Genomic DNA, 12,467 nt, shown 5'->3' with positions numbered 1-12,467 from the left:
CCTAATTTCCGACAAAATCTTAATCACACGAAGGAGGATCTTATGTGTGAATGCCCAATTGTTATCTCATCAGATCGTTTTCCATGCCATGCCAATCTTGTTGGTATGGTAAAAAACTACCTCGTAGTAAACCACAGCTGCGAGATGACTACATGTGATATCATTAATGCAGCATATGAACATAATGCTGTATATGATACTGAGGAAAACGGAAAAATCACAGAGTACTTCTTCGTTTTATTCGGAGAACCAATGGCCCTGCCAAAAGGATACACAGAAGAAGAGCTCCGAGTGCTATTCCATGAGTCAAACAAAGCGGAAGTCAAAGAAGAGTTTGAATCAAACGACAATGATAATTTCTTCGATGATTACGAATTACTCAAAGACGGAGAAATGTGTCCTGTGTGTAACAATACAGGAACAGCAATGGTCGCTGGTGATGCGGTACCATGTGAACTATGCCTAAAATCAGGCAGGCAATATTAATCTATTTAAAACCAAAAAGCCGGATCATATGATCCGGCTTCCTATTTTATTAAAATATTTATATATTCTAAAACTTAAATTTCATCAATTGCCTTTGGTTTATCAATAAGTTCTGGTTCTATTTTTGTATCCTTGCCTGTGATTTTTATAACATCTTTATCTATTTTTGCAAATTCTTTATAAGCACTATTATACATATTTACTGTTGTACCAAGATTATTTCCTAATTTTTTGAGATATTCCTCATAACTTATTATATGATTTTGAAGGTTTGAAACATGTTTTAAAATATCTTTTATTGAATCCTCTATTTTCAAGGCACGAAGTCCTTGCATTACAGTTTGTAAATATGCCAAAAATGTAGTAGGCGATACAATTATTACTTTTCTTTCTCTAAATGCATACTCAATCAAATCTCTTGTATTTACCTTCACAGCACCAACTTTATTTACAAGTAAGTCATAATAAATTGCTTCAGATGGAATAAACATAAAAGCAAACTCCATTGTTTTTTCTTTTGGTCTAATATATTTACTTGTTTCATCAATTCTATTTTTCAAGTCTTGTTTGAATTGTTTTTCCAAATTTTCTTTTTCCCCATCTTCTCTAGCATCTAATATTTTATTATAATTTTCTAGTGAAAATTTTGAATCAATTGGAATAATTCCTTCTTTTGAAAATACGACAGCATCTACTATATCACCATTATTAAATTTATATTGCATTTGAAAACTATTTGGAGGAAGTACATTTTTAAGTACTGTCTCTAAATAATACTCACCGAGAATTCCACGCTGTTTTGGATTTTTCAAAATATTTTCAAGTGACTGAAGTTGCTGTGCAAATCCCATTACTTGTTTATTTGTCTCATCAAGTTTTGTGAGACTTTCTGTTACATTTTTTACAATATTCAAGCTTTCTGTCATTTTTGAATGCACCATCTGATTTGAGTCATTGAGCTTTATATCAAGAGTTTTGTTCATTTCACTTAATTGATTTTGAAGCATTAAAAAAGATTGATCATCTTTTTTTTCATCTTTGTCTTTTAGTAATATATAAATCATTACTATAAGAATAATAAGTAATATTAAAATTAAATAATTTATAAACATATTTTTATTGTTTTTTATTATGGATTAAGCTATCTAAAATTTTCTTTAAATTATAAGGATTTTCAACATGCAACAAAATTATTTCAGTATCTGATGTACTAGCTGTATTTATTAAAAGATTACCAGTTTTTGTCAAAATTTTATAAATAAAATTCTCCTGAACTCTTACATCTGTTATCTTATCATATTCAACACTTATCATATTTGTAGAAAGCCAACCTTTATGTATTAAAATTCTTTTATTTGTAAAAACGTAAATATTAGATATTTTCAAATAAAACAAAAAATAAAATATTGTAAAAGCAAAACTCAAAATAGATAACTTATAATTTAAAAAAATTAAAATTACTGAAATTGTATTAAAAATAATAAAACCAAATTTTATATAACCAATTCCTATTGAAAATTCATGCTCCTTTCTTTCATCTACTGACAACATGTCTTTTATTATATTTTTATAAAACATAAAATTTATTTTAAATTAAATAATATTTTAGCATTCTGCCATGTACTTTCTATTACATCTTCCATACTTACACCCTTTAAATCAGATATTACACTAGCTACTTCTTCTACATAAATTGGCTCATTTCTTTCTCCTCTGTATTTTTGAGGAGCTAAATATGGAGAATCTGTCTCAATAAGTATTTTATCAAGTGGAATTTCTTTTGCAATAACTCTTAATTTATCAGCATTTGGAAAAGTAATAATACCTGTAAAACCAATATACATTCCACTATCAACAATACTAAGAGCTTCAGTTAGCGATCCTCCAAAACAATGAACAACTCCTCTTGTATAATTTTGATTTTCAAGTGTTTTTAAAATATCAAAATATACAGTTTGAAGCTTGAAATCATTTTTTGAATTTCTACCATGACAGATAAGCGGTAAATCATTTTCTTTCGCAAGTTGTATATGTTTTATAAAAACCTCTCTTTGTTTATCAATTATTTTTTGTGTTACGGGAATATTATTTTCTCCACTTGAATCAGAATGAAAATAATCAAAACCTGTCTCCCCTATTCCAACAGTTCTATTTGTGATAAGTTTTTGATAAACTTTTATGTCAAATTTTTCATCAAAAACATGAATAGGGTGAAGTCCTATAGTATTATAAAAGTTATCATATTTAGAAATTTCAACTGCTTTTTTGGAAGTTTCAAATTGAGCTCCTACATTTATAACAGCCATGGAATAATCCAAACATCTTTTTATAACATCTTCTCTGTCCTTGTTGTATGCTTCAAAATTTAAATGTGCATGTGTATCTATAAGCATAATTTATTCCTCTTTTACATTATTTAGATATTCATTAAACTTTTCTTTTATCATCTCAGCTGTTATATTTTTTTGATTTTTGAATTCATTTTCTTTTATTTTTTCTATTACACTCTGAGGAACTTTGTTATCAGAATTTAAATAATCAATGAGTTCATCAAGAGTCATATCATCAACATTTACATTTGGTTTTTCATCTACCATATTTCTCAAATTATTCGCATTGTTGGATACAATATCTTTTACACTTTCAAAATTACTTGGTAAAAATGGTTGTACTACTTTTATTGCATAATCTATATGGGGAATTAATTTTGAATTTAGTACTGGATTTTTGTCTCCCAAACTACTTCCAATATTTGCCAAAACCATGGTAACAAGAGCTACCAATATAACTGATCCAAACAATCCGAAAATAGCCCCAAAAACTCTATTTATAAAGCTTATTATAGGAATATTGACTATTTTATCAACTATAACAACAACAAGCGCAAAAAGTCTATTTGTAATTATAAATACTAATAAAAAGCTTATAATGTCAGATTCAAATTGGCTTAGGAAACTAGCTACTCCTTGAATAAAAGATGAAACCGTTGGATAAAAAAGCCCTGCAAAATAAGCTCCAACAAAAAGTCCCAAAATTCCACCAACAGATTTTACAAGTCCTTTTCTATAACCACTAAATACAAAACATAGTGCTATGGCTATAAATATGATATCTAAATAATTCATATATTTTAAGTTTAAAGTCAAAAAGTACTAAGTTATAAAAATTTTTTTAACTTTTCACTTGGTACTTTATAACTTGTTTATTAATTCATTCTTGGAAAAATTGGAATTTCTGGTTTTACAATTTTTTGGGCCGTTAATATTTTTATAATTTCTTCAGATTTTTGCGGCATGAATGGTTTCAAAGAAACTGCAACATTATACAAACTAATAACAATTGCTTGTAATTCAATTTTTAATTCTTCTTGTTTTTCTTCTTGTTTAAACAATTCCCATGGCTTTTTAATATCTATAAGTCCATTAACTTTTTGAATAACCTGCCAAATTTTTAATAAAGCATCTCTGAAATTTAACTTTTCTATCTGTTCTCCCACATTTTCTACTATACTTTCTTTTTTAAATTCTATATCAATTTTACCATCCAAATAACCCTCTATCATTTTTGTAGTTCTATTTACCAAATTTCCAAGTCCATTTACTAAGTCAGCATTATATTTTGCAGGAAACTCAGAGACATTTATATCTGATTCTGATCCAAATCCAAACTGAGACAAAATTAAATATTTTGTAGCGTCTGCTCCATATTTTTCTACTAGTTCATTTGGATTTATTACATTACCAAGTGACTTAGACATTTTTTGTCCGTTTATAGTAAAAAATCCATGAATTGCTAATTTTTTTGGAAGTGGTAAATCGAGTGCCAAAAGTATTGCTGGCCAAAAAATTGCATGAAATTTCAAAATATCAAGAGCCATAAGCTGAATATCTGCAGGCCAAAACTTTTTAAAATTTTCTTCATCAGGATAACCAAGCGCTGTAATATAATTTGAAAGTGCATCCACCCAAACATAACATTTTTGATCTTCATCCCATGGCAAATCAATTCCCCAAGGTACAGATTTTTTAGATCTTGAAATAGAAAAATCTGGTAAATCTTGTTTATCAATGAGCCCCAAAACTTCGTTTTTTCTTGTTTTTGGATAAATTTCAAGTTCATCACTCTCTATTTTTTCTTTTATAATAGGCAAAAAATCCGACAATCTAAAAAACCAATTTTTTTCTTTGAGTAATTGTGGTGGATTTTTGTGATATGGACATGCACCATCTACCAAATCACTAGAATTTAAAAATTTTTCACAACCAACACAATACAATCCCTCATAATCAGATTCATACAAAACATCATTACCAAGTGGTGTTTTTGCTATTTTTAATTTTTCTAAAATTTTTACAACCGTTTCCTTGTGTTTATTCGATGTAGTTCTAATAAAATCATTATTTGAAATATCCAAATTTTTCCAAGCATTTACAAATTCCTGACTTATCATATCAGTAAACTCTTGTGGACTAATATTTTTTTCTTTTGAGGCTTCAGCAATTTTTGCGCCATGCTCATCAGTACCCGTAAGAAAATATACATTGTCATTTCCTATTTTGTCTCTATAATATCGCGCCAAAACATCTGCAACAATTGTTGTATAAGCATGACCAATATGCGGAAGATCATTCACATAATATATTGGAGTTGTTATATAGATTTTTTCTTGTTTTTTATTCATAATATTTTAAATTTCAATATTTTATGTAATATTCTTGTTAATTTGAGATTCATTTGTTGAGTCATTATTAATATCTAAATCATTCATTGCAATCTCATCAAATATTATTTTCAACCATTTAAATCCTTCTTCCGAACCATCTATAACACCCTTTATTATCTTAAGAAATTGTTCCGCATCTTTTGATAATTTACCTTCTTTATAATATTTTAATAATTTATTATAATGTTTTTCTATAAATTCTTCATCATATTTTTTTATATCTAAATCTTCCATTTCAATATCAAGCACTTTTTTTCTTGCATACATTTCCTCAGGCATACAAGCATATTCTTTTACAACTTTTTCTCCAAACTCTTCAACGCTTTTTGGAAAAAACTTTGGATTAAAATAAAAGCATTCTTTAAATATATCTTTTACTTTCTTTGAAATTCCTGAAACAGTTGATTGATGTGCACCTTCGTGGATATAATTATATTTTACCCCAGGCTTTAGAAATATAGCAAATTCATCATCAAAAAAAGTCCTTTTAAATTCACCAACCCATCTATCATCTACATAAATCTTTATATCATAATCACCAATCACTGTATTATTAAGTCTTTTTTGTTTTTCCTTTAAGACATTCCTCTCTGTATAACCTTCTTTTTTTAATCTTTCAAAATATACAGAACTATTTATATTATCTATTAATTTTTTCTTTTCTACATCATTATCCTTATAAAATTCACCTAGATTTAACTCTGAAATTTGTTCTTCTGTGATAAGATTCGCAGCGTCTTCTTCAAGACCAATAGCTATCAATACTTCTTTAATTTTTGGAATATTCGAAAAATCCAATATATTATTATTCATCTCGCTACCTAGAATCACTTGACTTGCATTTCTAAGATCACTTATAAAACTAGTCATTTCATCACTTCTATCCTTAATCATATTTGGATCATCATCATATTTAGTAAGATACATTAACTGACTATTTATAAAATACAAACACTCTTCCAATATTCTTGCATTTCTCATAGAAACAGCTGTCTTGACATCATTATTTTCAAAAAGTATTCTATCTTTATCACTAAAACACTTGTTAGGATCTAATATATAATTTCCTATAGTTAATTCCGTATCCTGAACCTTATCTAGTTGAGCATCACTTGAATCTGCATTTTTTGCTAAAAGCATTATTGGATTCATAAGTAGTGTTCCACTTATCAGTCCCATTCGTATTAAATTATCTAATTTAGATTTTAAAAGAAAACCAATTGAAACAATCTTTGACAATAATCTAGACGTTTTTTCTTTTTCTTGTTCTGTAGCATACTCATCACTCGCAATACTTCTTGCAATATCAATTGTTATTTTTGCAGTTTCTATAGAATCTTCTATTTCTGAATTCATTAATTCAGAAATAGTGTCTTGTTCTGACTTTTCTTTTTTATATTCAGAGAATGTTTCATTTTTAAATAAGGACTCTTTCATGCTTATATATATTTTTTATTTCGATATTATTATCTTGTTTTTTATTCATAATATTTTAAATTTCAATATTTTATGTAATATTCTTGTTAATTTGAGATTCATTTGTTGAGTCATTATTAATATCTGAACCATTCATAGCAATTTCATCAAATATGATCTTTAACCATTTAAATCCTTCATCAGAACCAAACCCTTTTGTTGTTTCTAATACAATAATAGAATCAATATCTAATTGAACTTGCTCACCTTTATTAAAATTTTTAACTAATTCAACTAATTTATCATAGTGTTCTTTTGTGAAAGTTTCTTCATATTTTTTTATTCCCGACTCTTCTAGTCTTAATTTCAAAACATGCAACTTGGCATATCTTTCATTAGTATTTCCAAAATATTCTTTTAAATTTTTTAAACTAAAATTCTTTGAATATTTAGAATCTAAATCATTATTATAAAAAAAAGATTTTTGTAAAATAGATTCTGTATTTTTTGGAATCCTACCACCGGAAAATAAATGGACATACTCTTCTGGAACAGCTTTATCATCGGCTATATATATACCAAAACATTTCTTCTCTAAATTCCTTATAAAAACACCATTAACATTAGTAAGGTCTGGAGTTACTATAAATTCTTTCAACGTAAAATCTGAGTTATTTACAAGATACTTTCTGTAATTAAGTTCTTTTTTAGCTTCCTCTACAGAGCCATACTCCTTAATTAATTTATTAAAATATTCTTCCTTGGAAATTATTTCCAATAACTTATTCCTTTGCTCGTCCCCAAGACTACGTATTTTTTTTAATTTTGTCTCATCCCAACATGCGGGTGCAGAAATATTTAAATAGAACTTTTCTTCCTGATAATTTGGGTTTACATCACTATTAGGACCACTAATACATATATGCTCTTTAAGTGGAGCATTTTTTGGCATTGAATTCTCATCATCTAATTTACCTGATGCACTCATAGGACCCATAAATAATGCCCCACCAATTATACCCAAACGAATTAAATTATTCAGCCCATTCTTTAAATAGAACCCGAGAGACACTATTTTATTCTTAGATTGTTGTGCTATTTCTATTTCTTCTTCTGTAGAAAATTTATTATTTATAATTTCATCTGCCATAACAACTGCTTCTCGTGCCAACTCTCCAGAATCTTGAATCTCTGAATTTATTAATTGTTCCACTTCTTTTTCATATTCCATTTCTGACTCTGATGTTGGAATTATTTCTGAGTCTAACTCACCAAAATTTGAATTATTTTGATCATACTGTAATACTTGTTCTTTTGTCATAAATTTTATTGACTCTTTATCTTCTTTAACTTTTCTTTATATTCTCTTTTTTCTATATTTTTTTTGATATCCAAAAGATGTTTTTGTACATTCAAAACTCTCACATTGAAATCTTTAAAAATATTTTTTATTTGTTGTTTTGAATCTTTTCTCATTATTATAAAAATTATTTTTTATCAATTATTACCACAAACTCTCCCTTACTTACCCCACTTTTTAAATCATTTAATATTTTTTCAATATTTCCCCTGTAAACGGTCTCAAATTTTTTTGTAAGTTCACGAGCTAATACTATTTTTCTATTCATTTCAATACCTAATAACTTTAATCTTTCAAGTGTTTTTATAATCCTATGAGTAGACTCAAAAAATACACTTGTTCTTTTGTTATCTATAATTTCTTTCAACATTGTTTCTTTGCCTTTTTTGTGTGGAATAAAACCAAAAAAGACAAAATTATCACAATTAAATCCAGACAAAGAAAGTGCTGTGATAAGAGACGATGCTCCTGGAATTGACTCTATTATATTATCAGAAAAATTATTTACAATTTCCTCTACCAACATTGAAACTGGATCACTTATTCCTGGAGTTCCAGCATCACTTACATAAGCAATGTTTTTATCTTGCTTTAACAATTCAATTATTTTATTTACCTTGAAGTCTCCAGAATGTTTATGATAAGAATTAATAGGAGTTTTGATATTATAATTATCTAATAATTTTTTTGTAACTCTTGTATCTTCACAATATATAATATCAACTAATTTTAGTATTAGAATAGCACGAAAGGTCATGTCAGATAAATTTCCAATTGGAGTTGCTACAATATAAAATTTCATAATTATGCTCTTTTATCTAAAAAATCTGTCACAAAAACAGAGATAGCTGCAGCAATAGGAACTGCAATCAAACCACCAACTACTCCTGCCAACTTGAAACCAACAAGTATTGCTATTATAACTACAAGTGGATTTAGCCCTATTGATTTTCCCATTACCTTTGGAACTATTATACTATTTTCCAATTGTTGAATTACTAAATATAAAATTGCTACAAAAAGGGCTTTCATAGGATCTTGTGTAAATGCAAGAAATACAGCTACACCACCAGATATCCATGGACCAAAATAAGGAATTATTTCAAAAACTCCAGCCAAAATTGCCAAAATCAAATAATATCTTACTCCTAAAAGCATCAATCCAATAAAAGTAATTACAAATATTATAAGAGATAATATTATTTGTCCTCTAAACCATTGACCCAACTTTTCTTGTATCTTGGAAAATAAATTTACCACATATGGTTGATGTTTGCTTGGAATTATACTATTTACAAACTTCTTTATAGCATTTTCTTCTATAGCAAAATAAAAAGACATAATAAGTACAGTAATAAAAGCAAATATACCACCAAAAATTTGGAATGTTGTCGAAAATATAGAACCAACAATTCCACCTATACTATTTCCTACATTACTACTTAAACTAGAGTTAATAGGGGTAGTCCCTGTAGACATATAATTTATAAAGAATTGAGACATTTTTTGATAATACCCTGGAAACAATTTAATAAGTTGACCAAATTGATCTGTCACAGGAGGTATTGTAAGTAATATTGTAACAATAATTACAGATGAAAATGTAATATAAACTAATAATACACTTAGTGTTTTAGGAATTTTTCTCTCGTGCAACCATGATATAAGTGGATTGAAAGCTGATGCCAAAATAAGGGCCAAAAATATCAAAAGTATTACTTCTTTTATTATCAAAATAAATCCTATTGCTACCAATATTACTATTATTTTTACAAATGTAAGCGTAGAAATATCAATAATTTTTTTATCTTCTTCCATATTTTTTCTTATCCCGTTCTGCTAGGTTGCCCCGCTTTGCGGGATTATTTTAATTTTTTTATTATATTTGAAATTTTATGTTTTATATCTTCTGATCCTATTATAGCTATATTTATTTTACTTTTCTTAAATATTTTGTTTGCTATTTTAAGTATATCATCAGAGCTTATTTTATTAAAATTAGAAATCATATCCTCAACACTCATATCTTTGTTATAAAATAAAAGTCTCTCACAATGCCAATCTACAACATTTTCACTATCCTCCATTTTCAAAACCAATTTACCTTTCAAAAATTCCTTTGCTCTTTTAAGTTCCTCTTGGCTAACTTTTTTAGCTTTTATTTTTTCTATTTCTAAAAATATATTACTTATCGCACTTTCAATCTTATTTTTATCAAGTCCTGCTGTTATAGAAAAAGCTCCAGTATCCTCATAATTATCACTATTTGAACGAATATAATAACAAAGCCCCAATTGCTCTCTCATTCTAACAAACAATCTAGAACTCATATTTGCTCCTAGTATTATTGAAAGTAATTTTAATGAATAAAAATCTTTATCAAAACAAGAAACACTAAGAAATCCAATAGCTACGTGAATTTGATCTGTATCCTTATTCATGCACGACAATCTCAATTCTTCTTGAGATGACTTGAATAAATCAAAAGTTTTTTTTGTACCAAAGTTTGTAATTTTAAAATATTTTTTTACAATTTTTTCTATATCATCAGAAAAATTTCCAGCAACTCCTATTATCATATTTTCTGGTTTGTAATATTTTTTGTAAAATTTCAAAATCTCATCTCTTTTTATATTTTTTATTATTTCCTTTTCTCCAAGAGTCAATTTTCCCAAGCTATGTTTATCAAAAATACTTGCCTCTAATAAATCATCTAAAAACATTATAGGATTATCAAAATACATATTGAACTCTTCTAAAACCACACCTCTTTCTCTATTTATTTCCTTTAAATCAAATTTGGAATGGAACAACATATCAGACAAAATATCAAGAGCCAATTCCAAATTTTCTTTTGATGCTTTTATATAATAGCCAGTTTTGTCTTTTGTTGTAAAGGCATTGTACTCAGCACCTATTCCATCAAGTTCTTTTGTAATACTAAGAGAGTTTGGTCTTTTTTTTGTACCTTTAAAAAGAAGATGCTCTATAAAATGAGCTACTCCTCTATTTTTGTCATTCTCATATCTAGACCCAGTTTTTACAAGTACCAAAACTGTGACCGCCTGAGTATCATTTAATTTTTTATAAAAAATATTCTTCATAAAAATACGAACGACAAATTAAAATATAACTACTTACAATTATATGTACATATATTCATTAATGGAACATATGATCCTACATGAATAAGAGTAGTCATTGCAGCTCCAACAACTCCACCCACTCCTGATGAACAATTTTTTATACAATTACCTGCGGGTTGTTGTTTATATACGGGGGGCAAATTATGGAATTCTTCTCTAGTAGTTAACCTATTTATTTGTCCACAAACCTCATACTGATCCATACATATTGAATCATTGTCTGCAAACAAATCTGTAGATATTACATTACCAAGTATTCCAATACTACAATCCGCACCTGAGTTGTTGCAAAGTGTACATCTATTACCACTCGTACAATATCCTGATACCAAAGGATATAATGACTGAAAACATCTTGCTCCTAAATCTGTTTGACCAATACATTTTAATATATCAGGAACAGCACATTGATAACTAGACATATTACATATTAAGCCTTGGAGACAATCTTCATCTTCATCACACTGACCATTGTCATAACTCTGATTCATACATATTTTTTGATTAACATTATCTGACCTTCTTGGTGCACAAATTCTGTCATATCTAGAACATTCAATATTACTATTACAAGTTATATTATCCGCTATTGCTGCAGCTCTTGAATTCATATGTTCCTCCGTACTAAATCTAATAGGAACTGCTGATATATTTCTAACGCTTGGCATCCTCATGCTTAATAAATTTGGATTTATAGTATCTAATATTAAATACGATCCAATTGCTAAAACAAGTCCTATTATAGCCCCACTTATTCTTTCTTTTGCTTCACCTATTTTACTTTGATTTCCTCCTGCTGAAACCCATTGAAACCCACCTATCATTATTACTACAACGGCAAGTACTCCTGCAAGATACACAAGATAATCATATAATTTTATCATATAATCGCTAAAATCGTCTACACATTTTCCAAGTCCTGGGATTGGTACTTCTAAATATATTTGACCCTCTAGACAAACTGGTTGTCTTTGTTGTGCTAATATTCGTTCTGCGCTAGCTTGCTGTTCCGCTGTCATATTACCACCACAACAACTTGTATTTATAGTACCATCACAAAAACCTAATATTTGGTTTTGACAATTATAAGATTGTCTACACTCCCCTGTACAATTTGGACGCCTTCTAACGCATGTTTGGGATGTATCTGGACATACAGAATGTTGTATAATTTCATATTGAAAAACATTTGGCTGCCAAACACACTCAGCCCCAGCAAAATTTGAACAGGGCTGATCTACATATTGGGCATTTAATATATTTATATCAAAAACAAAAAACAATAAAAATATAAACAATATAAATTTTATTTTAAATATTTTTTTCATATTTTTTA

At 28.0% G+C, this 12,467-nt stretch carries 13 protein-coding genes; 1 reads left to right on the top strand and 12 read right to left on the bottom strand.

What is annotated here, in order from left to right; translation table 11 throughout:
- The first annotated feature begins 42 nt into the window (after positions 1 to 42).
- Entirely contained in the window at positions 43 to 486 is a 444-nt protein-coding gene (locus tag PHZ07_01805) for a hypothetical protein (protein ID MDD3284307.1), read from the top strand.
- Positions 487 to 560: 74 nt separating this feature from the next.
- Here the strand turns inward: PHZ07_01805 and PHZ07_01800 are convergent, their stop codons facing one another.
- From PHZ07_01800 to PHZ07_01745, 12 genes are all read right to left on the bottom strand, one after another.
- Positions 561 to 1,598, bottom strand: a complete 1,038-nt coding sequence (locus PHZ07_01800; protein MDD3284306.1) for a DNA recombination protein RmuC — start codon at positions 1,596 to 1,598, stop codon at positions 561 to 563.
- A gap of 4 nt (positions 1,599 to 1,602) precedes the next feature.
- Positions 1,603 to 2,064 carry a PH domain-containing protein gene (locus PHZ07_01795; GenBank protein ID MDD3284305.1) on the bottom strand — a complete coding sequence of 154 codons (462 nt, stop codon included), beginning with the start codon at positions 2,062 to 2,064 and terminating at the stop codon, positions 1,603 to 1,605.
- 5 nt (positions 2,065 to 2,069) lie between these two features.
- Complete coding sequence (locus tag PHZ07_01790; protein ID MDD3284304.1) at positions 2,070 to 2,879, bottom strand: TatD family hydrolase; 810 nt, start codon at positions 2,877 to 2,879, stop codon at positions 2,070 to 2,072.
- Between the two features lie 3 nt (positions 2,880 to 2,882).
- Positions 2,883 to 3,611 (bottom strand): CvpA family protein, encoded by a 729-nt coding sequence (locus tag PHZ07_01785; protein ID MDD3284303.1) that lies wholly within the window; start codon positions 3,609 to 3,611, stop codon positions 2,883 to 2,885.
- A gap of 80 nt (positions 3,612 to 3,691) precedes the next feature.
- Complete coding sequence (gene metG, locus PHZ07_01780; GenBank protein MDD3284302.1) at positions 3,692 to 5,167, bottom strand: methionine--tRNA ligase; 1,476 nt, start codon at positions 5,165 to 5,167, stop codon at positions 3,692 to 3,694.
- Positions 5,168 to 5,188: 21 nt separating this feature from the next.
- Positions 5,189 to 6,646 carry a hypothetical protein gene (locus PHZ07_01775; protein ID MDD3284301.1) on the bottom strand — a complete coding sequence of 486 codons (1,458 nt, stop codon included), beginning with the start codon at positions 6,644 to 6,646 and terminating at the stop codon, positions 5,189 to 5,191.
- Positions 6,647 to 6,716: 70 nt separating this feature from the next.
- Entirely contained in the window at positions 6,717 to 7,946 is a 1,230-nt protein-coding gene (locus tag PHZ07_01770; protein ID MDD3284300.1) for a hypothetical protein, read from the bottom strand.
- A 5-nt stretch (positions 7,947 to 7,951) separates the two neighbouring features.
- Positions 7,952 to 8,101 (bottom strand): hypothetical protein, encoded by a 150-nt coding sequence (locus tag PHZ07_01765; protein MDD3284299.1) that lies wholly within the window; start codon positions 8,099 to 8,101, stop codon positions 7,952 to 7,954.
- Positions 8,102 to 8,112: 11 nt separating this feature from the next.
- Entirely contained in the window at positions 8,113 to 8,787 is a 675-nt protein-coding gene (gene rsmI / locus PHZ07_01760; protein MDD3284298.1) for a 16S rRNA (cytidine(1402)-2'-O)-methyltransferase, read from the bottom strand.
- A gap of 2 nt (positions 8,788 to 8,789) precedes the next feature.
- A complete protein-coding gene (locus PHZ07_01755; protein ID MDD3284297.1) occupies positions 8,790 to 9,803 on the bottom strand; it encodes an AI-2E family transporter in 1,014 nt (337 codons plus the stop codon).
- A 44-nt stretch (positions 9,804 to 9,847) separates the two neighbouring features.
- Entirely contained in the window at positions 9,848 to 11,089 is a 1,242-nt protein-coding gene (locus tag PHZ07_01750) for a pitrilysin family protein (GenBank protein MDD3284296.1), read from the bottom strand.
- Between the two features lie 29 nt (positions 11,090 to 11,118).
- Positions 11,119 to 12,459 (bottom strand): pilin, encoded by a 1,341-nt coding sequence (locus PHZ07_01745; protein ID MDD3284295.1) that lies wholly within the window; start codon positions 12,457 to 12,459, stop codon positions 11,119 to 11,121.
- Positions 12,460 to 12,467: the final 8 nt, after the last annotated feature.

It is taken from the genome of Patescibacteria group bacterium (genome assembly GCA_028692545.1).
Taxonomy (GTDB): domain Bacteria; phylum Patescibacteriota; class Patescibacteriia; order UBA1558; family S5-K13; genus STD2-204.
This window is presented reverse-complemented; position numbering and strand designations above follow the sequence as displayed.

Excerpts from the sequence above, each read along its gene's own strand:
- PHZ07_01805 (MDD3284307.1), top strand. The coding sequence starts at position 43 with ATGTGTGAATGCCCAATTGTTATCTCATCAGATCGTTTTCCATGCCAT.
- PHZ07_01765 (MDD3284299.1), bottom strand. The coding sequence starts at position 8,101 with ATGAGAAAAGATTCAAAACAACAAATAAAAAATATTTTTAAAGATTTC.
- rsmI (MDD3284298.1), bottom strand. The coding sequence starts at position 8,787 with ATGAAATTTTATATTGTAGCAACTCCAATTGGAAATTTATCTGACATG.
- PHZ07_01770 (MDD3284300.1), bottom strand. The coding sequence starts at position 7,946 with ATGACAAAAGAACAAGTATTACAGTATGATCAAAATAATTCAAATTTT.
- PHZ07_01790 (MDD3284304.1), bottom strand. The coding sequence starts at position 2,879 with ATGCTTATAGATACACATGCACATTTAAATTTTGAAGCATACAACAAG.
- PHZ07_01755 (MDD3284297.1), bottom strand. The coding sequence starts at position 9,803 with ATGGAAGAAGATAAAAAAATTATTGATATTTCTACGCTTACATTTGTA.
- PHZ07_01785 (MDD3284303.1), bottom strand. The coding sequence starts at position 3,611 with ATGAATTATTTAGATATCATATTTATAGCCATAGCACTATGTTTTGTA.
- PHZ07_01795 (MDD3284305.1), bottom strand. The coding sequence starts at position 2,064 with ATGTTTTATAAAAATATAATAAAAGACATGTTGTCAGTAGATGAAAGA.
- metG (MDD3284302.1), bottom strand. The coding sequence starts at position 5,167 with ATGAATAAAAAACAAGAAAAAATCTATATAACAACTCCAATATATTAT.
- PHZ07_01775 (MDD3284301.1), bottom strand. The coding sequence starts at position 6,646 with ATGAAAGAGTCCTTATTTAAAAATGAAACATTCTCTGAATATAAAAAA.
- PHZ07_01750 (MDD3284296.1), bottom strand. The coding sequence starts at position 11,089 with ATGAAGAATATTTTTTATAAAAAATTAAATGATACTCAGGCGGTCACA.
- PHZ07_01745 (MDD3284295.1), bottom strand. The coding sequence starts at position 12,459 with ATGAAAAAAATATTTAAAATAAAATTTATATTGTTTATATTTTTATTG.
- PHZ07_01800 (MDD3284306.1), bottom strand. The coding sequence starts at position 1,598 with ATGTTTATAAATTATTTAATTTTAATATTACTTATTATTCTTATAGTA.